General features: G+C 47.2%; 2 protein-coding genes (1 of these 2 cut by a window edge). Both read left to right on the top strand.

Features of this window, described 5'->3' with window-relative positions; all coding sequences use genetic code 11:
- Window positions 1-2,988, top strand: partial view of an SDR family NAD(P)-dependent oxidoreductase gene (locus tag C7R92_RS06680; protein ID WP_106833641.1) — the 3' end only. The gene continues 8,943 nt to the left of window position 1, outside the view; only the last 2,988 of its 11,931 coding nucleotides appear in the window; the start codon falls outside the window, past its left edge; the stop codon is at window positions 2,986-2,988.
- Window positions 2,985-24,509 (top strand): non-ribosomal peptide synthetase, encoded by a 21,525-nt coding sequence (locus C7R92_RS06685; RefSeq protein ID WP_106833642.1) that lies wholly within the window; start codon window positions 2,985-2,987, stop codon window positions 24,507-24,509. Before C7R92_RS06680 ends, C7R92_RS06685 begins: the two co-directional genes overlap by 4 nt.
- The last annotated feature ends 2 nt before the right edge of the window (window positions 24,510-24,511 follow it).

Below are 24,511 nucleotides of genomic sequence, written 5' to 3' on the forward strand. Positions count from 1 at the left end.
GCTGATTTGCTCAAGGTTGATAGAGAGGATATTGAAATCCACGCTGAGCTCCATGAGTACGGCTTTGACCAGATGAAGCTGACCGAATTGACAAACAAGCTGAATCAATTCTATGAGCTTGAACTTACGCCAACTGTATTGGTAGAGTACCCGACGCTTTTTGCTGTCTCGCAACACTTGATGGATGCCTACCAGGATCGGTTCATCCAACAGTTCCAACCAATAGAGAGCGCAAATATCTCTGCAAAAACGGATAACGCACATCTTGTTTCTGTTGGGCAACAAGATGTGCTTCGGGCAAAAGTAAGGGAGTATCTGAAAAAGGAAATTTCTGCTGTTATCAAGCTCCCAGCTTATAAAATCGATGAGGATGCTCCGTTGGAGAAATACGGGATCGACTCGGTTATGGCGATGCAATTGACGAATCAATTGGAAAAAGCATTCGGTTCGCTGTCAAAAACGCTGCTCTATGAATACCAAAACATAGAGGATTTGACAGGCTATCTTTTGGCGCATCATGGAGACAAAATCATCGCGATTATGGGAGCCGGGAAAACAGCAGAGACAAGCACAGTAGAGAATATTGCTAACGTGCTTGCCCCTACTGACTCCATAACAGAGCATCGTCGTCGTTTCTCACGGTTTGTTGCGCGTGAGCATGCAAATAATCAAACCACATCTGACCTGGACATTGCCATTATTGGTATTTCGGGTCGCTATCCGCAGGCTGCCAATGTACAAGAGTTCTGGAACAATTTGCGGGATGGCAAGGATTGTATTACAGAGATTCCGCAAGAGCGCTGGGATCACAGCTTGTACTTTGACGAGGCTCGGAACAGACAAGGAAAAGCATACAGCAAATGGGGCGGCTTCATAGACGGTGTCGATCAATTTGATCCGCTGTTCTTCCATATTTCTCCGAGAGAAGCGGAAATGATGGACCCTCAAGAACGCCTTTTCCTGGAAACCGTGTGGAATCTGCTCGAAGACACAGGACACACGCGAGAGGTGTTACAACGTCAATATGATAATAGAGTCGGCGTCTATGTAGGGGCGATGTATCAGCCGTATCACGCATTTGATACGGATATGGAAAAGGGCTCTATCATTTCCCTCTCTTCCTACCATTCGATTGCCAACCGAGTCTCTTACTTCTTTAATCTGCAAGGTCCGAGCATGGCGATTGATACAGCGTGCTCTTCATCTGCCATTGCCATTTATCATGCCTGCGAAAGCTTGATAAAGGGAGAAAGCACGCTTGCTATCGCAGGGGGCGTGAATGTTTCGATCCATCCTAAGAAATACCTAGGATTAAGTCAGGCTCAAATGATTGGAAGCCACGCAGACAGCAGAAGCTTTGGAGATGGAGACGGATATTTACCAGCAGAAGGCGTAGGGGCTGTACTATTGAAGCCTTTAGCCAAAGCGATGGAAGATGGGGATTCCATCTTAGCCGTCATCAAATCAGCTGCGACCAATCATGGCGGACGTACCAATGGATTTTCGGTGCCGAATCCCCATGCACAAGCACAGTTGATGGAAGATAATTTTGCTAGAGCGGGCATAGATCCACGGACGATCAGTTATGTGGAAGCCGCTGCTAATGGTTCGCTGCTGGGAGATCCGATTGAGTTGAAGGCGTTAACAAATGCTTTTTCGAAGCAGACGGATGATGTTCAGTTTTGTGCAATTGGGTCGGTCAAATCGAATATCGGTCACGCCGAAGCAGCTTCAGGTATTTCTCAGCTGACAAAGGTGATCTTGCAGCTACAGCATCAGGAGTTGGTTCCATCTATAAAAGCGGAGCCGTTGAACCCGCATGTCAATTTTGCAGAAACGCCTTTTTATCTGCAAAAAGATCGACAAAAGTGGGAGCGACCACTGGTAAGCATCAATGGAGAAGATCGAGAGGTTCCACGCCGGGCTACGATCAGTTCGTTTGGAGCAGGCGGGTCAAATGCTCATTTGATTCTCGAAGAATATATTGCGCCGCAGACAGAGATGAAATCCATTTCTTCTGCCACTTCACCCCAGATCGTGGTTTTCTCGGCAAAAAATGCAGAGCGATTGCGTGCCGTTGCCCAGCAGATGCTTGCATTTGCCAAGCAGCAAGCGTTTTCCTTGGCGGATTTTGCCTATACGCTTCAAGTGAAACGAGAGGCCATGGAATGCAGGTTGGCTATGCTGGTTCAAAATCGAGAGGAATTGATTCAAGGATTACAGGCGTATTTGGAAGCGGTCGAACAAGGCAGCGAGCCAACGGCATTGATTCCTATCTATACAGGAGATCTCGAAGAAGACCAGGCAGGAGTGCGAAATCTTCTTTCAGGCAAGGTAGGAGATACGGTGTTGCAGGTTCTTTTAGCAGAAAATAATCTGGAAAAGCTTGCCCTTCATTGGACGCAGGGAGGTAAAATTCCTTGGGAATCCTTGTATCCACAAGAGCGGCGCACGCTCTCTCTGCCTACCTATCCTTTTGCCAGAAAACGCTATTGGCTCTCCGCTTCCGAGGGTGAGGGGGAGCAGCTTGGGAATGACACGATTCGTCAACCTATGGAAAAAGCGACGTTCGCGATTGATATCAACCCTGACAGCCCAACAGAGGAAAACATTCAGCGGGATATGGCACAATTTCTCTCTCGGGAGTTACATCTTTCGGAAGGGCAAATTAAGATAAACAAATATTTCTTGGACTATGGCATGGATTCGATCATGGTTACCAAACTGATTCGTCATTTAGAGCAGCGCTGGAATATCAAAATCAAAGGGCGGGAAGTGCTGGAGAACCCGACGATGAAGTCTTTAGCTCATCTACTTGCATTAAAAATAAGAGAGTTGAGTCATAAAGAGATTGCTTCCACTACAGATTTAGAAGCAACGTCTCAGATTCGCAGTGAACGGACAGAGAATCTGTTGCAAAAATTCAAAGAAGGCCTGCTAAGTTTAGAAGAGATCGAACAGGTAATCGACAAAGGAGGGATGATATGATGCGACGGGAAATCCTCATGGCTTACAAAGAAGGTAAGCTGTCTGCTGCGGAAGTACAAGAGAAGCTTCTGGAGCTGGAAAACCCATCGTTTACAAGTCCTCTGTCCGTCGGGCAGCAAGGATTGTGGATGTTGCAAAAAATGTCTCCTACGATGAGTGCTTATAATGTTCCGTTATGCTTTTGCATCCTTCAGAAATGGGACGTTGCCTTATTTAAACAGGCTTGCCACCTTGTTTTCAAACAGCATCCGATTTTACAGAGTTCGATTATGGAAAAGAATGGTGTTCCGTATCTACTTCAACGCCTGGAGCAATCGCTTCCCATTGAGCAGGAGGACATCTCAAGCTTAACGTCTCAGGATGTATTGTCGCATCTCAGGCAAAAAGTAAAAGAGCCCTTTTCATTGGAAAAGGGTTCTTTGCTTCGCATTCATCTATTGTCGCGCTCGGAAGAAGAGCATTTTGTCCTGATTACGATTCATCATATGATATTTGACGGACATTCCTCCTTGTTATTACTACAAGCATTGGTCCATACCTATATCGAGCTGGTTGAAGGAAAGCAGCCAAAAGTAACACCGAATTCAACCAGTTACGCTGACTTCGTAAAGTGGGAACAGGACATGATGGCGAGCGGGGAAGGTAGGGAACATCGTTCTTACTGGCTGGAGCAATTGTCCGGGACGCTTCCACAACTGGAGCTTCCTGCCGATCGCCCGCGTTCTGCTGCACCAAGCTTTGAGGGGCAGGTTTTTACGCACGTATTTTCACGAGAGTTGAGTCAGCAGGTGAAGAAGCTCTCCAAGCATTACCGTATGAACGCATCTGTTCTCTTGTTAGGGATTTTTAAAGCCTTATTATATCGGTATACAGGTCAAACAGATGTGATTGTCGGCATGCCAACGATGGGACGTCCAGAAGAAAGATTCGATTCTCTGATCGGTTATTTTGTCAATATGATCCCCATTCGCAGTCAGGTAACGGGGGAAAAGTCTTTCTCCCAGTTCATTCGGGAATTGCAGCTTACGCTGATTGACGGGATGGATCACGCTGTCTATCCTTTTCCAACGATGGTACGAGAGGCAAATATTCCTCGACTTCACGGGAATTCACCCGTATTCGATATCATCTTTACGTACCAAAATTTTCTACAATCGCAAAACTTGCAGCGATTTTATGATGAATGTCAAAACAAGCTTGCCATCGAATTGATGGAGGGTGTTCATCAAGAGGGTGAGTATGAATTTGAGTTAGAGGTGTTTGAGCAGGAAGCCGAGTTTGTATTGAATCTGAAATACAATCCTCATGTATTTGACCAAGCGACGATACAGCGGATGGCAGAGCATTATCACAATATCGCAAACGAAGTCATCCAAAATCCTGACATCGCTTTGGATGAGATACGCCTTATTTCTGTGGAAGAACGAAACATGCTGCTCGCTGAGTGGAATGCGACTGAAGCGGCATTCCCACAGGCTTTATGCATCCATGATTTGTTCGAGAAGCGAGTCCAACAAACACCAGATGCTGTGGCTGTTGTTTATGACAATCAATCGTTGACCTACCGTGAACTGGATGAACAAATGACCAAGCTGGCTATCTATTTGCAGGCCGAGGGAGCAGGTCCTGAAGCTACAGTGGGGATTTGTGTCGAACGCTCTTTGGAAATGGTCATCGGCATTTTCGGTATTCTGAAAGCTGGCGCAGCTTATGTTCCATTGGACCCAACCTATTCCACAGAGCGGTTGGCATACATGGTGGAAGACAGTAAGAGCCGTTTGGTGCTTACCCAAGCTCGCCTTTTGGACAAAGTATTTTCAGCGGCAGGAGGAAATACGAAATGCATCGTGTTAGACAGGGATTGGGAAGAGGTTGAGCAGACAGCCCAGCGACAAAAAACGCTCAACCGGGTAGTAAACCCAACCAATCTAGCCTATGTGATTTATACATCTGGAAGCACAGGGAAACCCAAAGGGGTCATGGTGAGTCATGAAAGTATCATCAATACCCTCTTTTTCCTTGAATCCCGTTATCCCGTTATGGAGAACGACGTTTATCTGCTCAAAACCAACTATGTGTTTGATGTTTCTTTGTCCGAGCTGTTTGGTTGGTTCATTGGTAGAGGACGTCTGGTCATTCTTCCGCCACATGGGGAGAAGTCTCCAGAAATGTTAGCCGAATCTATCGTGAAGCATCGCGTGACTCATATCAATTTTGTTCCGGCGATGCTGAATGTCTTCGTGAACGGCGTTGGAGAGAATCAGCCATTCCTGCAGCATTGTCCGCTAAAATATGTGATGGTTGCGGGTGAAGCCTTTCCAAAAGAGTTGGTGAAAAAGACGGTTGCCACTTTTCAAAAGGCGAAGATTGAAAACATTTACGGACCAACAGAAGCGTCTATTTATGCGGCATGGTTCTCCTGCTCTGAAAATGAACTGGTTAGCAACAATACACCGATTGGTAGACCTGTCGCAAATACACAACTCTACATCGTTGATCGCCATATGAATCCCGTCCCAGTTGGTGTTCCAGGGGAGCTTTGTATTGCAGGAAAAGGCTTGGCTCGCGGCTATTTGAATCGCCCAGAGCTTACCGCAGAGAAGTTTGTAGATAACCCGTTTACACCGGGAACCAAGTTGTACAAAACAGGGGATTTAACGCGTTGGCTCCCTGATGGAACGATTGAGTATTTAGGCCGAATTGATCATCAAGTAAAAATTCGTGGTTTTCGAATTGAATTGGGTGAGATCGAGAGCCAACTAATGGCTCATCCACAGATTCAAAGCGTTGTGGTGTTGGTGAAAGAAGAGGGAGATCATAAGCGGTTGGTTGCTTATTATGTTCCGAAAGCAGGTGCGAACCATGAACTTCTTGAGCCCTCAAAATTACGGGATTATTTGAGAATGAATTTGCCAGAGTATATGCTTCCGGCATTTTTTGTTTCTATGGATAAAATCCCGTTAACCGCTAATGGAAAAGTGGATCGCACAGAGCTGCTAAATCAAAAGCTTGTGGTAACACAGGCGAAGAAGCAGAGTCTGCCTCAATCTGATATTGAGCAAAGGAATTTGAAAATTTGGCAGGATGTCCTGAATGTAGAGGGGATCAGTACAGAAGATGGCTTTTTCGATGTGGGTGGAGACTCCATTCTCGCTACCATGGTTGTAGCCAAAATGACGGAAGAGTTTCAGTGCGATCTAAATGTGACCACGTTGTTTAAGTACGTCAATATTAGAGAAATTAGCGAATATATCGCAACAAGGAAAGAGAATGAATCAGATGAGCAAGCGGATTTTGTCAATCCGAACCAGGCAATGGCGTATAGCGAAGGACAAGTGGAGGAGACTTATCCTGCATACTATGAGGATAGCATCGCGATTATTGGAATCTCCTGCCACTTCCCGGGAGCGAAAAATCATAGAGAGTTTTGGGAGAATTTACGGAACGGCGTAGAAAGTGTACGTTTCTTCTCTGATGAGGAGATCGATCAATTACACCTGCCTGATGAATACTTACAGAATCCGAACTTTATTCCGGTGCAGTCCACCATCGAAGGAAAAGATCACTTCGATCCAGGATTCTTTCACCTTTCAGCTAGAGACGCAGAATTTATGGACCCGCAGTTTCGTCTGTTATTAACCCATTCATGGAAAGCATTGGAGGATGCAGGGTATACACCTAAACAGGTTCCGCAGACGGGTGTTTTTATGTCGGCGAGCAATAGCTATTATCAAGCACTCTTGCCGCATTTCACCAAGGAATCACCGAATGTCATGAAGGACCCGAATGAATATGTCTCGTGGGTTTTGGCGCAAGGTGGAACCATACCGACGATGATTTCTCATAAAATGGGGCTGAAGGGACCGAGCTTTGCCGTCCATTCCAATTGTTCTTCCTCGCTGGTTGGTTTGCATCTGGCTTATCGCAGCCTGCAAGCGGGAGAATCAAAGGTAGCTTTGGTAGGGGGCGCGACGATTTTCCCTACGACTTATACAGGGTATGTCTATCAAGCGGGATTGAACTTTTCCAGTGATGGTCACTGCAAGACATTCGACGCGTCAGCAGACGGCATGATCGGTGGAGAAGGAGTCGGCTTAGTTGTCCTCAAAAAAGCTTCCGATGCGATCAAGGACGGCGATCATATTTATGCCCTCATGAGAGGAATTCGCATCAACAATGATGGGGCAGATAAAGTCGGATTTTATGCACCAAGTATAAAAGGTCAGGCTGAGGTGATTCAGCAAGTATTAGATGACACCAAGGTTCATCCTGAAACAGTTAGCTATATCGAAGCGCATGGAACGGGCACTTATTTGGGAGATCCGATAGAATTTGCGGCGCTCAATGAAGTGTATACAAAATACACAACCAATAAACAGTACTGCGGACTTGGATCGGTGAAGACCAATATTGGACATCTCGATACAGCCGCAGGGTTAGCGGGTTGCATTAAAGTAGCATTAAGCTTATACCATAATGAAATTCCTCCATCACTAAACTATGAAAAGCCGAATCCGAATATCAATTTGGATCAATCACCTTTTTATGTAGTTGATACGCTCAAAAAATGGGAGGATGCGCCTGTTCCCCATAGAGCGGCGTTAAGTTCATTTGGACTTGGCGGGACGAATGCTCATGCGATTTTTGAACAATGGAAGAATGGGACAGAAACTAAGCGTGTCAGCGTAAGCGATGATAACAACCAGCACGTTTATTTCGTGCCGTTATCCGCCAAAAACGATGATCGTGTTCTCGCGTATGCCCAGCAACTCGTTGATTTCCTTAGCGGGAATCATGAACAAGTCCATATTGCAGATTTGGCCTATACACTCCAAGTGGGAAGAGAAGCGATGGAGAGCAGGGCTATTTTTATTGTCAAAGATACAGCGGAACTCATTCAAAAGCTGAGTGACTTTTTGAGTGGAGAGGAACAAGCAGCAGGTAGCTTTAGCGGAAACGTAAAACAAGCAAACCATGAAGTCTCCCTATTGAAAAAGAATGAGACGAATCGTGAGTTGATTTCCAAGCTGTTTGCAGAAGGCAAAGGAGAAAAAGCAGCCGAATTGTGGAGCAAGGGTCTGGATATCGAGTGGGAAGTCCTGTATAAAGACGCAAAACCTCGTCGCATCAGTCTTCCTACCTATCCTTTTGCGGAGGAGTCCTATGGGGTTCCCGAGATGGATACGAAAACGAACATGAATGTGCGCACGGAGGCGGGACCGGCTTCTGTACAGATTTCGCCAATCTCTTCAGCAACTCCAACGACAGAAACGCTGCTTGTCCAACCGTGCTGGAACGAACAGGAGATCAGCCAAAAAGCTGGTTCGCCTGCTTTTGCAGAGCATCTCGTGATCCTTTGTGAATGGGCAGAGGAATTCAGAGAGCGTATCGAATCCGAAATGAACGGAGTGCGCTGCCTGGTCTTACAACCACAATCACAGCAGGAAAGTATCGCAGAACGGTTCCATGCCTACACCGTCCAGGTATTCACGGAAATCCAGCGAATCCTTGCCAATAAACCAAAGGGAAAAGTTCTAGTTCAGCTTGTTGTACCTGACAAAGAGGAACAGCAATGCTTCTCCGCTCTCTCTGGTTTACTGAAAACGGCTCAATTGGAGAATCCAAAGCTGATTGGACAGCTTATTGAAGTGATGGTAGAGGTGAATCCAGCAGATTTGGTCCAGAAGCTGAAACAAAACAGCAATGATGAGAAAAGTAAGCACATTCGTTATCAGGATGGTAAGCGCTGGGTGAGCGGCTGGACAGAAATGAATTCTTCTGGCCAAGCGGAGCATGTATGGAAAGAAGATGGGGTTTATCTGATTACGGGTGGTGCAGGCGGATTAGGCTTGATTTTTGCCAAGGAAATCGCCGAGCGAACGAAGGGAGCGACTGTGATTATCACGGGTCGTTCTTCCTTGGATGAAGATAAGAAAGCCAAATGCAAGGAATGGAAAGCACTAGGAGCCAATATTCAATATCGTCAGGCTGATATCACACAAAAGCAGGCGGTAGAAGACTTGTTCCAATCTATCAAGCAAGAGTTTGGTAGCCTCACTGGCATCATTCATGGTGCGGGAGTCATTCGTGACAGTTTCATCATTAGAAAAACAACGGATGAACTGGAACAAGTGTTGGCGCCAAAAGTTTCTGGACTTGTGCATCTCGATGAGGCAAGCAAGGATATGGCGCTCGATTTCTTTATTCTCTTCTCCTCTGGGGTGGGGTGCTTCGGGAATGCGGGGCAAGCCGATTATGCAGCTGCCAATGCCTTTATGGATCAATACGCCAAGTATCGTCGTGGATTGATGAAAGCAGGCGAACGACAGGGCCAAACACTCTCTATCAATTGGCCGTTGTGGAAAGATGGCGGTATGCGTGTTGATGAAGCGACAGAGAAGATCATGGAGGCAAGAGGCATGGTAGCGATGCCGACTGCAAGTGGCATTCAGGCACTGTATCAAGGGGTGGCTTCTGGCTCTGTGCAAATGTTGGTTATCGAAGGCAATTTGCCAACACTAAAGGAACACTTGCTAGGTAATCCTGTCGTGTCACAACTCGATTCGACACCGATGCAGGATGCGAAGCTATCGGTCGATGCAGGTGTGTTAAAAGATAAAACGCTCTATCAGCTAAAAGTGATGTTCGGTCAAGAGACGAGGCATGGGGCAGGTAAAATCGCTGTCGACGAACCGTTCGAAACATACGGAATCGATTCGATTATGGTGATCCAGCTGAATAAAAAGCTAGGTGATATCTTTAGCGAATTGTCCAAGACCATCCTGTATGAATATCAGACTCTTAACACCCTTGCAGATTATCTCGTCGCTGATCATCATCAGGAATGCATGAAGTGGACGGGGCTTGATCGTCAGGGTGCGGTCAATCATGGAACTCCAGCACCACGGGCGCATAACGAACGTGATACAGCCAACCATGAACTGACTGGCAGTGTAGCCGTGCAATCAGGAAATCAGATAGCGCGGGAGCCGATTGCCATTATCGGCATGAGCGGACGTTATCCAAAAGCGCGATCGTTGAACGAGTATTGGGAGAATCTGAAATCTGGCAAGGATTGCATTACAGAAATTCCAGAGGAACGCTGGTCATTGGATGGCTTTTTCGAACCTGACCCAGACAAAGCTGTGGCAGAAGGAAAAAGCTATGGCAAATGGGGCGGCTTTGTAGACGGATTCGCTGACTTTGACCCTCTCTTTTTCAATATGTCCCCGTGGGAAGCGATGCATTTCGATCCGCAGGAACGGTTGTTTATGGAGTCGTGCTGGGAAGTGCTGGAGGACGCAGGTTATACGAGACAACTGCTTGCAGAAAAGCACAATCGACGAGTCGGAGTGTTTGGAGGGATCACAAAAACAGGGTACAGCTTGTACGGACCTGATTTATGGAAGCAGGGTGAATTGATTTACCCGCACACTTCGTTTAGCTCACTGACGAATCGTGTTTCTTATTTCCTCAATCTCCAAGGTCCGAGTATGCCGATTGATACGATGTGCTCCGCTTCGCTCACAGCGATTCATGAGGCGTGCGAGCATCTGTATAACGGGGATTGTGAACTGGCGATTGCCGGCGGAGTCAACCTGTATCTGCATCCTTCTAGCTATGTCTTTTTGTCAGCGTTGCATATGCTTTCCGTAGATGGACAATGCAAAAGCTTTGGGCAAGGCGGAAACGGTTTTGTACCGGGAGAAGGCGTAGGTACAGTACTGCTCAAACCACTGTCGAAAGCAATGGCAGATGGCGACCATATTTATGGATTGATTCGTGGAACCAGTGTGAATCACGGTGGAAAAACCAATGGCTATACCGTACCGAATCCAACTGCTCAGGGAGAGCTGATTCGCCAAGCATTGGATAAGGCAGGCGTTCATGCCAAAACCGTAAGCTATATAGAAGCGCACGGAACAGGCACGGAGCTAGGTGATCCAATTGAAATTACGGGTCTCATTCAGGCCTTCCGCAAGGATACGCAGGATACGAGATATTGTGCGATTGGTTCCGTTAAATCCAATATTGGTCACTTGGAAGCGGCGGCTGGAATAGCAGGAGTGGCAAAAATTTTGCTGCAAATGAAGCATCAACAGCTGGTCCCAAGCCTGCATGCGCAAGAGTTGAATCCGAATATTCCTTTTTCGAAAACGCCTTTTGTCGTTCAGCAGGACTTGGCTGAATGGAAACGACCGATCATGGAAGTGGATGGAGAAAGGAGAGAATTCCCGAGAATTGCCGGGATTTCTTCTTTTGGTGCAGGAGGGTCCAATGCACATGTCGTGATTGAGGAATATATTCCTCAGGTCAAGGAACGGCCTTCGATTACGATCAGTCCGCAAAATCCGGCGATCATCGTCCTGTCGGCAAAGAATAAGGAGCGTCTCGTCGAACAGGCTCAAAGACTGTTAGCGTCGATTGAGGAGCAATCCTTTACAGATGTGGATCTAGCAGATATTGCGTATACGCTTCAAGTGGGACGCGAGGCAATGGAAGAACGCCTGGCCCTGATGACTAGCTCGCTTACAGAGTTGGTAGAGAAGTTGCGTAGCTTTCTTGCAGGTAATGAAAGCATTGTCGACCTCTATCGGGGTCAGGTAAAACGCGGTAAAGAAACAGCAGACATCTTCGCAGGCGATGAGGAATTGCAAGAAGCGATTGAAAAATGGATGCAACGCAAAAAATTCTCGAAGCTTCTCGATTTCTGGGTGAAGGGTTTGCATTTCGATTGGAATAAACTTTATGACGATGAAAAGCCTCGTCGGATTAGCTTGCCAGCGTATCCTTTTGCCAGAGAGCATTACTGGCTGCCAGAACCAAAGACACAACCGTCAACTAATACAAAAGGTACGCGTGGTCTGACTGCTTCCCTACATCCTTTGCTGCACCAAAATACTTCGGATCTTAGTGAGCAAAGATTCAGCTCTACTTTTGATGGTCAGGAATTCTTTTTATCGGATCATGTTGTAAAAGGAAAGAGAATCCTGCCAGGGGTCGCTTATCTTGAGATGGCTCGTGCTGCTACGGAGCTGGCAGCGGGAGTGCTGGAAGAAGAGCAATTCACGATAGAGCTTAAAAATGTAGGGTGGGCGCAACCAATTGTGGTGGAAGACAAGCCTGTTCAGGTGCACATCGGCATTTATCCTGGGGATAACGGAGACCTTCGTTATGAAATATACAGCGAACCGAAGAACGAACAGGCTGAATCGGTAGTACACAGTCAAGGAAGTATGGTGTTTGCAGCGATTACTGCTGCTCCGACGCATAATCTCGATGGGATCAAAGCCCAATGCAGCTATCGCACGCTTCATGCAAGTGAGTGTTATGAAGCCTTTCAAACAATGGGACTTGTCTATGGGCAAGCCCAGCAAGGAATCGAGCAAGTGTACGTGGGAGAAGGACAAGTATTGGCCAAGTTAGCCATGCCTACCAAGGTTGCCGAGACGCAAGGAGAATACGTCTTGCATCCGAGCATGCTGGATTCGGCCTTACAATCCTCTATCGGATTATTACTTGGCACAGGCGATACAGCGATTCTGAAGCCACTCCTGCCTTTTGCACTGGAGAAGCTGAGCATTTTTAGCCAGACTACCTCCCAGATGTGGGTATGGATTCGACAGGCTGATGGCAGTAGGACGGGAGACAAGGTACAGAAAGTAGACATTGATTTGTGTGACGACCAAGGAACGGTTTGCGTGCGTATGCAGGGATTCTCCGCACGAGTGCTGGAAGGCGAAGTAGAGACGGTGGATTCCAAAGGGAAACTCGGAACACTGCTGGTTCATCCTGAGTGGAAGGAACAAGCGGTTGTGAGCAACGCCGAAGCCGCTGACTATACACAGCGAGTCGTGATGATGGTTGAACCTGATCGCGTTTCTTGGAACAATCTACAAGCCTACTTGAATGGAGTCCGTTGCATTCCTTTGCGTTCCTCACAAGAAGGCATTTCCGAGCGTTTTATTGATTATACGACGCAGGTATTTGAGGAAATTCAAGAGATTTTCAAGCAAAAAGTACGCGGCAAGGTATTGGTTCAGCTTGTCGTTCCCTTGCGAGCAGAACAGCCGTTTTTCACTGCGTTCTCTGGGTTGCTGAAAACGGCAAAATTGGAGAATCCCAACTTGATTGGACAGGTAATAGAGGTAGAATCGGGCGACAGCGAATTCGAGATTGTTGAAAAAATAAAGGAGAATGTACGCCGCCCATTGGATGTTCAGATTCGATATCAATCTGGAAAGAGATATGTATCTGAGTGGGTAGAACTGGATGCTCCACAAGAGGCGAGTATTCCGTGGAAAGACGGTGGGGTTTATCTCATCACTGGCGGGGCAGGCGGACTGGGTTATCTTTTTGCCAACGAAATTGTACAAAAGGTTCAACATGCGAACCTGATTCTGACTGGACGTTCCCCATTGGATGAAGAGAAGCAAGGGAAACTCCAGACATGGAGAAGATCGGGAGCAAGAGTTGAATACCGCCAAGTTGATGTGACGCACAAACAGGAAATGGCAGAATTGATCCGCACGATTCAACAGGACTATGGGCGTCTTCATGGCATTATTCATAGTGCTGGCGTGCTTCGTGACAGCTATATCCTCAAGAAAAACAGGAAGGAAGTCCAATCGGTTCTGGGTCCGAAGGTTACGGGTCTCATCAATCTGGATGAAGCCACCAAAGAGGTAGAACTGGATTTCCTGGTGCTGTTTTCCTCGGTGGCAGGCAGCTTGGGGAATATCGGACAAGCTGACTATGCTTGCGCCAACGCCTTTATGGACAGATTCGCTCACTATCGCAATGGATTGGTTGTATTACAGCAACGTCATGGACAGACATTGTCCATGAATTGGCCATTGTGGAAAGAGGGCGGAATGCAGGCAGACGTAGAGGCTGGTGACATGTTGAAGCAAAGCATGGGAGTAGTTGCTATGCAGACTTCGACGGGTATTGAAGCGATGTACCAAGGCTTAGCCTCCGGAAAAGCTCAGGTCATGGTGATGGAAGGTGATCTGGCAAAGCTCAAGCAAACACTACTTTTGCAAACACCAGTCAGCAGTTCTCAATCGAAGCATGCTCTTGCCCGATCCGAAGCTTCGGTCACGGTGGATACCAGCAGTCTGTTGCAAAAAGTGGAACTTGCTTTGATGCACATCGTGTCGGAGCTGCTTCAGGTTCAACCCATAGATATCGATGTCAAAGTGGAGCTGTCTGAACTCGGATTTAATCAGGTACTACTGACTGAATTCGCCAACAAGCTAAATCAGCACTATCACATTGGGCTGATTCCGACTGTATTCGTAGAGTGTCCGACGCTACAGCAGCTTGCCTCCTATTTACTTGAAGAATTTGAAGAGATGCTGGTCAAACAGATGCAGCCAGTGGTATCGATCAAACCAACGAAGGTAGAGCCAAATGAAAAACAAACGATCACCACTGTGGAACCAAATGTCCTTCAAGAGAAAGCAACTCATTTTGTTAAAAAGGAATTTGCCGAGGTTCTGCAACTGCCTGTGAATCGAATCGAAGAAGATGTCGCGATGGAGACATACGGAATTGATTCGATTCTATCCATGAAATTAACCAACCAATTAGAGAAAAGCTTTGGCTCGCTGCCGAAAACGTTATTTTTTGAATATCAAACGATTCAAGAATTGATTGGATATTTCTTGGACACCTATCGAGACAAATTCATGGAAATCTTGGGTCTTACGGAACAGCAGGAAACCGTTGTTATCCAAGAAACAGCATCCGTGACAAAAGAAGAAAACACGTCGAAAAGGCAAAGGAACAGCCATCGCGGGAGAAGTCGCAAAGGCTCGCGGTTCATTACGACACAGAAGGAAACCCAACCAGCCAAAGGAGCTTTGGACATTGCGATCATTGGGGTTTCTGGACGTTATCCGAAAGCTCGGAATACACAAGAGTTCTGGAACAATCTGCGCGATGGCAAGGATTGCATTACGGAGATCCCCAAAGAGCGCTGGAACCACAGCCTGTATTTTGATGAGGATAAGAACAAACGAGGGAAAACCTACAGCAAATGGGGCGGATTCATAGACGGTGTTGACCAATTCGATCCGCTTTTCTTCAACATCTCGCCTCTGGAAGCAGAAATCATGGACCCGCAGGAACGTTTATTCCTGGAGTGTGTGTATGAAACCTTAGAGGATGCAGGTTATACTCGCGAATCTCTTGGCTCGTCTCAAGGCTTCGGACTTGGCGGTAATGTCGGTGTTTATGTAGGCATTATGTATGAAGAGTATCAACTGTATGGTGCACAAGAAACCATGATGGGTAGACCGATGGCCCTTGGCGGAAGCTTCTCATCGGTAGCGAACCGTGTTTCTTATTTCTTTCATTTCCATGGTCCTAGCGTTGCTGTAGACACCATGTGTTCCTCGTCTCTAACCGGCATCCATTTTGCTTGCCAAAGCTTGCAGCGTGGTGAATGCGAGGTTGCGATTGCGGGTGGTGTCAATGTTTCCATTCACCCGAATAAATATTTGATGCTCGGACAGGGGAAATTTGCTTCCAGTAAGGGACGATGCGAAAGCTTTGGGCTTGGCGGTGACGGCTATGTACCTGGTGAGGGTGTCGGAGCGGTACTACTTAAACCTCTGGCGAAAGCAATCGCCGATGGAGATCAAATTTACGGTGTGATAAAAGGAAGTGCCATTAACCATGGCGGCAAAACAAATGGTTATACCGTACCTAATCCGAATGCACAAGCGAGTGTAATTGGACGTGCCTTGAAGGAGGCAGGAATTGATCCACGGACGATTAGTTATTTGGAAGCTCACGGCACAGGTACTTCTTTAGGGGATCCAATTGAGATCGCAGGATTGACAAAAGCCTTCCAAGCGTACACTACAGACAAGCAATTCTGCTCAATCGGATCAGCGAAGTCCAATATCGGGCATTGTGAGAGTGCAGCGGGAATTGCCGGGATAACGAAAATCCTTCTACAGCTCAAACATGGACAACTAGCACCATCCTTGCATGCGGAGGTGCTAAATCCGAATATTGATTTCAGCACGACTCCGTTTGTCGTACAGCAAGAGCTGGCAGAGTGGAAACGTCCTGTTATTGACGGTCAGGAAGTTCCAAGGCGCTCGGGGGTGAGCAGCTTTGGTGCGGGTGGCTCGAATGCTCATATCGTCATCGAAGAATTCATTCCAGAATATGAGCAACGTCCAGCTAGCCAAGTAAGTCACACGAATCCAGCGATCGTTCTCCTGTCAGCGAAGAATGAAAGACAGCTCCACGAACAGGCACAGCGTTTGTTAACTGTGATCCAGGATCAGTCCATTTCTGACCTGGATGTAGCGGATATTGCCTACACGCTTCAAATTGGACGAGAAGCCATGGAAGAGCGCCTGGCTGTGATGGCCAGCTCCATTCAAGAGCTTCAGGAAAAGCTGACCCAATTTGTAGATGGGCAGGAAGGCATCACAGATGTATTCCGGGGACAGGTGAAAGGCAACAAAAAGACGATTGCGGTGTTCGAAGCGGATGAAGATTTGAAACATGCAATCGATGCTTGGATAAGCAAAAGAAAATACGCCAAGCTGCTTGATCTGTGGGTAAGTGGAGGCGTGGTTGATTGGCACAAGCTCTACGGTGAGAAGAAACCTCGTCGCATTAGCATGCCTACGTATCCGTTTGCAAGAGAACGTTATTGGATTCCTCAGATGGATACGCCATTTGTGAGCGAAGTTGCAGCAGTATCAGAAGGGACGCTCTTCCTTCACCCATTGCTCCAGAAAAACACGTCTGAATTGTTGGAACAACGGTATAGTTCTACGTTCCGTGGACAGGAATTTTTCTTGGCCGATCATGTTGTGAATGGTCAGCAGCTCTTACCAGGTGTTGCTTATCTCGAAATGGCACGAGAGGCAATGGATCAATCAGCGGGAGCCTTGAGGGCGGGACAGAATGGCTTGACGCTCAAAAATATGGTGTGGGCCAAGCCGATTGCTGTCGATGATCAGCCTGTCGATGTTCACATTGGTCTTCAGCTGGAAGACAGTGGAGAGATTGGCTATCGAATCTACAGTGAGCATACAGGAAAGGAAGCAGAAGAGATTGTGCACAGTCAGGGAAGTGCCGTATTCCATACGGTTGCCGAGACGCCAACGCTTGATCTCGCTATGTTACAAGCCGCGTGCAGCCATGGCATCTTGAGTGGCAGCCAATGCTATGACGGTTATAAAGCAATGGGAATCCATTATGGTCCGGCGCTGCAAGGAATTGAACAAGTGTATAAGGGCACGGAGCAGGTGTTGGCAAAGCTGTCTTTACCTTTCGCTGTTTTGGGGACAGAAGAACAGTTTGTGCTGCATCCAAGTATGATGGATTCTGCTTTGCAGGCGGCGATTGGTTTATTTATGGAGGCAGATGACAGGGGCTTCTCTCACCAGCCTAATTCGCTAAAGCCAATCTTGCCTTTTGCGCTGGATGAGCTGGAAATCTTCAGTCCATGCACGACGAAGATGTGGGTGTATATTCGCTACAGTGATGGCAGCAACGCTTCTGATCCTGTGCAGAAGCTGGATATTGATTTATGTGACGAGCAAGGAAATGTTTGCGCCAGAATGAAGCGATTTTCATCTCGTAAGCTGGACGGCAAAGTGGAAGACTTCGAAACTACAGGGGCACAAGAGATGCTGATGGTTCATCCTTGCTGGAAGGAACAGGCAGGTGTTCAGGAAACGGAGACTCCTACCTATGCACAGCATATCGTGATGATGGCGGAAGGCTTTGAATCGTCGCTCGCAAGTATAGCAGCACAGATGGACGAAGTGCGCTTGATACCTTTGCAATCCCAACAGGATGGCATTGCGGACAAGTTCGAGACCTATGCTTCCCAAGTATTTTTGGAAATCCAAAGCATCTTTCAACAAAAGATACTTGGCAAAGTGTTATTGCAGGTCGTCGTTCCCGACGAAGCGGAGCAATCGTACGTAAGCGGACTTTCTGGCTTGCTGAAAACAGCTCAGCAGGAGAATCCAAATGTAGTCGGTCAATTCATGGAAATAAACCCAGGTGAACATGCGGCAGTAATCGTAAACAAGCTGCAAGAGAATGCCTGCCACCCTATGGACGACCGAATTCGCTATCAAGCGGGTAACCGCTATGTACTGGGCTGGTGCGAAACCAAGCTATTGCATGATGAAGTCACTATTCCATGGAGAGATCAAGGAACCTATCTGATTACGGGTGGTGCAGGTGGTTTAGGGTTGATTTTCGCAAGGGAAATCGCAAATCAAGCGAAACAGGCAACCTTAATACTCACAGGACGTTCTCCTCTTCTCGAAGATAAACAAGCGATGCTCCATGATTTGCAAAGGTCAGGGGCAAGTGTTATCTATCGTCAAGTTGATGTGACGGACAAGCAGGAAGTCGTCCAGCTCATCCAAAGTATTCAACAGGAATTCGGAGGTCTTCACGGCATTATCCATAGCGCGGGTGTCGTTCGAGATAACTTCATCCTCAAGAAAACGACAGAAGAATGGAACCAAGTAGTAGCCCCAAAAGTTGCCGGCCTTACGAATTTGGATGAGGCAAGTAAAGAGCAGCCTCTCGATTTCTTCGTCCTCTTTTCTTCGATAGCAGGAAGTATAGGAAATGTTGGTCAGGCAGACTATGCTTGCGCGAATGCCTTTATGGATGGCTATGCGAAATATCGGAATGAACGAGTGCAGGCAAAGCAACGTCAAGGTCAAACAGTCTCCATCAACTGGCCGCTCTGGAAAGAGGGCGGGATGCAAGTAGACGAAGCTGTTGAGGAGATGGTGAAACAAAGGGTTGGAATGATCGCTTTGCAGACCGCGACGGGTATTCGTGCATTTTATGAAGCCGTAGCTTCTCGAAAAGATCAGGTGATGGTAATGGAAGGAGACCTGCAACGCCTCCACGCAGCAGTGGTGGGAAGACCGAAGACAACAGAACAAGACGTCAAAGCTTCTACCGTCATACAACCAACAAGTCATCATTTGCCAAAGGAAAAAGCGATTTATTATTTCAAAAAGCTGGTCTCTTCCGTCATCAAGCTGCCAATAGACCGCATCGAAGCAGACGCCTTGTTGGAAAAGTACGGAATTGACTCGATTATGGTCATGCAATTAACCAATGAACTAGAAAAAACGTTTGGTTCGCTGTCGAAAACATTATTTTTCGAATATCAAACCATCGAAGAAATTGCGAAATACTTCCTAGCATCGCATCGAGAGCAAATGATGAGTATCTTTGGTATGGACGAGAAAGAAGCACCAACGGCATCCCCTGTTAAAAAGTCGAGCGTTGCACCAGCGATGGTTGCTGCAACGGCAAAACCGATCATCAACAACCGCAGGAGCAGAGGTAACGCATTGATAGAAATGGCGAGAGAAACCAAACCAGCAAACGACGCCTTAGACATTGCGATTATTGGGGTCTCCGGTCGTTATCCGAAAGCTGGAAACATGAATGAGTTCTGGCGTAACCTGCGTGACGGAAAAGATTGTGTCACAGAAATTCCTGAAGAGCGTTGGGATCACAGCTTGTTTTTTGATGCAGATAAGAAAAAGCAAGGAAAAACCTACAGCAAGTGGGGAGGCTTCCTGGACGGTGTAGATCAATTTGACCCGTTATTTTTCAATATCACACCAAGAGAGGCTGAGATCATGGACCCGCAAGAGCGCTTGTTCTTGGAATGCGTCTATGAAACGTTAGAGGATGCCGGGTATACTCGTGAATCTCTCGGCTCAACACCTGGCATGGGTCTAGGCGGTAATGTCGGGGTTTATGTCGGAGTCATGTACGAAGAATACCAGCTCTACGGAGCCCAGGAAATGATGCTCGGCAGACCGATGGCACTGGCAGGAAGTCCAGCCTCCATTGCGAATCGGGTTTCTTATTTCTGCAACTTCCATGGACCTAGCATGGCGGTAGATACGATGTGTTCCTCTTCCCTGACAACCATTCACTTGGCTTGCCAAAGTCTACAGCAAGGGGAATGTGAGGCTGCTATTGCAGGTGGTGTCAACGTTTCCATTCACCCGAATAAATACTTGATGCTTGGACAAGGAAAATTTGCATCGAGCAAGGGACGATGCGAAAGCTTTGGTATCGGCGGTGACGGGTATGTACCTGGCGAGGGTGTGGGAGCAGTCCTGCTCAAACCTCTGGCGAAAGCGATTGCCGATGGAGATCAAATTTATGGTGTGATAAAAGGAACAGCGGTTAACCATGGAGGAAAAACGAATGGATACAATGTACCTAGCCCGAATGCCCAAGCTCGGGTTATTGGACGTGCTTTCCAAAAAGCCGGAATCGATCCAAGGACGATCAGCTATCTGGAAGCACATGGTACGGGAACCTCTTTAGGCGATCCCATTGAAATTACGGGCTTAACGAAGGCTTTCGAAACGCATACAAATGACAAACAGTTTTGTGCCATTGGATCAGCGAAGTCCAACATCGGGCATTGTGAGAGTGCAGCGGGTATTGCTGGGGTGACAAAGGTCTTATTGCAGCTCAGGAATGGACAATTAGCACCATCTCTGCATGCTGAAGTACTCAATCCGAATATAGATTTCAGCTTGACGCCGTTTGTTGTTCAGCAAGAGCTGGCGGAGTGGAAACGCCCTGTCATTGACGGACGGGAAGTTCCACGACGTGCTGGTGTGAGCAGTTTTGGTGCGGGAGGATCGAATGCTCATGTGGTGATTGAAGAATATCTTCCCAAAATGCAAGAGCAGCCTACTGTACGAGTAAGTCCGCAAAATCCTGCTTTGATTGTCTTATCGGCCAAAAATGAAGAACAGCTTCATCAACGGGTACAACGACTGCTCGGAGCCATTGCGGAACAGGGATTGTCTGATGTGGATTTAGCTGAAATGGCATATACCCTTCAAGTGGGACGAGAAGCGATGGAAGAACGTTTGGCTGTGATCGCGGGCTCGATGATGGAACTTGAAGAGAAATTAAAGCAATTCATAGGAAGACAGAAGGACATTGAAGACCTGTACCACGGACAGGTAAAACGTCATAAAGAGACCTTGGCAATCTTTGCAGCAGATGATGATATGCCGCAAATGATTGATTCATGGATGAACAAAGGCAAATACGGAAAATTGCTGGACGTTTGGGTGAAAGGGCTGAACTTGGACTGGAGCAGCTTGTATGGGGAGAGGAAGCCTCGCCGGATCAGTCTTCCCACCTATCCCTTTAGCAGAGAAGCTTACTGGGTGCCTGGTGGATATTCGTCATTTACAGGTGCAACATCCCTATCCACATATGAGCAACATCCCGTTCACCCAGACATGCGCATTGTGAAAAAGCAATGGAAGGCTTGCCCAGTGATGCCAACCAAGGTAGCTCATCGGACGATATGTATTTTCACAACGGATGAAACGAAGCATTTGGCGATTCAACTGTCCAACCATTTCGCTAAGAGTGAAATCATGGAGCTGAACGAGCTCGAATCACGATTCCATCAGGATGGGATGGAGTGGAAAAACTATGATGGCATCGTAGATTTGATCGGTTGTGGACATCAGCAGCAGACCGATACGCTGGCTTGGATTCCATGGCTGCAACAACTCATTGAGAATGGTCATAAGGAAGGCTTGAAGCTATTGGGTGTGACAAAAGGCTTGGAGTCTTTCCAGAATGACTCGGTCAATTTGGCGGGTGCCTCACGTGTTGGTTTGTACCGCATGCTGCAAAGTGAATATAAGCATCTGCAATCACGCCATGTGGATTTAGATCCATTGGCTGATGGAGAAGAACTGGCGCAACAGATTGTAGCAGAGTTTCTCATCGATGATCAGGAAACAGAGGTTTGCTATCGATCAGGTGAGCGTTATAGCGCTTATCTGCAGGAAGAGATGGTATCAGAAAGTCAGGAGCCAGCGCTTGTTTTCCCTGAGAACCATGTTTTATTGATCACAGGAGGTACACGAGGGCTTGGATATTTATGTGCCAAGCATTTTGTAGAGGGTTATGGTGTCAAAAAACTGGTGCTCACAGGGCGAGAAAGTCTGCCGCCACGCGAGCAATGGGGAGCCTATCAGCAGCAAAGCAATTCTGTAGCAAAGAAAATTCAGGCGATACAAGCTTTGGAAGCACAAGGCGTGCAGGTTCGAGTCTTATCTGTATCTTTAACCGATGAAGAGGCTTGGCAACAGCATTTGCAGGATTTGAAACAGACGATGGGTCCGATTGGCGGGGTGATTCATTGCGCTGGTTTTAGCGATGATCAAAATCCTGCGTTTATTCGGAAATCGACGGAGGGAATTCAGCAGGTATTACAACCGAAAGTGGCTGGGCTGCATACGGTTTTCCATAACTGCAAGGACGAGCCTTTACAGTTCTTCGTTCTCTTTTCATCTGTTTCGGCAATCATTCCGTCCTTGGCTTCGGGCCAGAGTGATTATGCGTTAGCCAATGCCTATATGGATTATTTTGCAGAGGTACATGCAGATTCTTGCCCGATCATGAGCATTCAGTGGCCAAGTTGGAAGGAAACAGGAATCGGTGCAGTCACGACCAAAGCCTATCAACAAACAGGGCTGGAACACATCACTGACGAGCAAGGACTGCGATTGTTGGATCATATTCTATTGAAAAAGATGGGTCCCGTTGTTTTCCCGGCAGTCATTAACCAAGAGCTGTGGGAACCTCATCAGTTGATGCGACACAAAAAGCAAGAAGCTTCTGCTGTGAGCCTGTCTTCTCGTCGTCCAACAGCAGGCAAGCCGACGCAAAGCGTAGTGGATCTTGTGAAGACAGCACAAACAAGACTGATTGACCTGTTTGCGAAGGAACTGAAAATAGAGCCTGCCAGATTGGAGATAGATAAAGAGTTTCCAAACTATGGGATCGATTCAGTGTTACTGGCTCAAGTCATGAATGAGATCAGTAAATGGTTAGGCAAGGAATTGGACCCGACGATTTTATATGAATATCCCACTATAGAAACGCTTGCAGAATGGCTGTCTAGCAATCACGGCGCTTCCATCACTGACGATCAGACGCTGACTTCTCCTGAATGGAACGACGATCCGAAGAGTCAGCCCGTCCAGAGTGAGACTGTGAAAAGCCAGAGGGTGGGTAGTCAGGCTACTCCATATAGGGAGGCAAATCCATCTGACATTGCAGTAGTGGGGCTTTCGTGCCGTTTTCCGGGTGCTCGTAATGTGGAAGAATACTGGAATTTGTTAGCGGAGGGCCGTTCAGCCATTGGTGTTGTACCCAAGGAACGCTGGGGCTATGAAAATTCCTATCATGCAGGACTTCTGGACAACATTACTGCTTTTGATCCTTCTTTCTTCTTGATAGCAAAAGAAGATGCGAAGGCCATGGACCCGCAAGCCTTATTGGTATTGGAGGAAAGTCTTCATCTATGGCATCAGGCTGGATACACAACGAAGGACATCAAGGGAAAATCGGTAGGCGTCTACATCGGGGCAAGAAGTAATCATCGCCCAAGTGAAGATCGTCTTCATCAAACACAAAACCCGATTATGACCGTGGGACAAAACTATTTGGCTACAAATATTTCCCAGTACTTCGATCTTAGAGGTCCGAGTATGGTCATCGATACCGCATGCTCATCGGCGCTGGTCGGGATGAATATGGCGATTCATTCCCTTCGGAGTGGAGAGATTGAGGCTGCTATCGTCGGTGGGGTTAACGTGTTAAGCGGTGATGAAGCACATCGGATGTTCCACCAAAGAGGAATTTTAAGCCAAGAGCCAGCCTTCCATATTTTTGACAAACGTGCGGGCGGACTCGTATTGGGAGAAGGCGTAGGAATGGTTTTATTGAAGACCGTGGAGCAAGCACTGGCAGATGGTGATGAAATACATGCCGTCATCAAGGGAGTAGCGGTCAACAATGATGGACGAACGGCAGGTCCTGCCACCCCGAATTTGCAAGCCCAAAAAGAGGTTATGCAGTTGGCACTGACTAAAGCTGGTGTGGGGCCGGAACAAATCAGCTATATAGAAGCGAATGGCTCGGGTTCAGAGGTGACAGATTTACTTGAACTCAAAGCGATTCAGTCTGTGTACCGCTCATCTCATACGGCTGCTTGCGGATTAGGATCGATCAAGCCCAATATCGGTCATCCATTATGTGCAGAAGGGATTGCCAGTTTGATTAAAGTCGTGCTGATGCTCAAAAACCAACAATTGGTTCCGTTCCTGTCGGGGCAAGAGCCGATGACCCATTTCCATATGGAGTCAACGCCTTTTTATTTTCAGCGACAGCTTTCTGAATGGAACGATTCGCACAGAATAGCAGCGATGAATTGTTTTGCAGATGGGGGAACCAACGCCAACGTCGTTTTACAATCCTGGGAGGAGGCAGTCTCACGTCCGAACAAACGACAGTCGATTGCACCTCCGACGTTAAACCGATTTGACGTCTACCGTGAAGAGGCAGGTCGTTCAACAAAAACACTGACATATCTGAGCCAGAAACCAAACCATACGACCAGTATCTGGAAGCGACAAATAGTGGAGGGATAAAA

It is taken from the genome of Brevibacillus porteri, from assembly GCF_003013475.1.
GTDB classification, from domain to species: domain Bacteria; phylum Bacillota; class Bacilli; order Brevibacillales; family Brevibacillaceae; genus Brevibacillus; species Brevibacillus porteri.

Bases quoted from the DNA above. Each gene is read 5' to 3' on its own strand.
- C7R92_RS06685 (WP_106833642.1), top strand. From the start codon at position 2,985: ATGATGCGACGGGAAATCCTCATGGCTTACAAAGAAGGTAAGCTGTCT.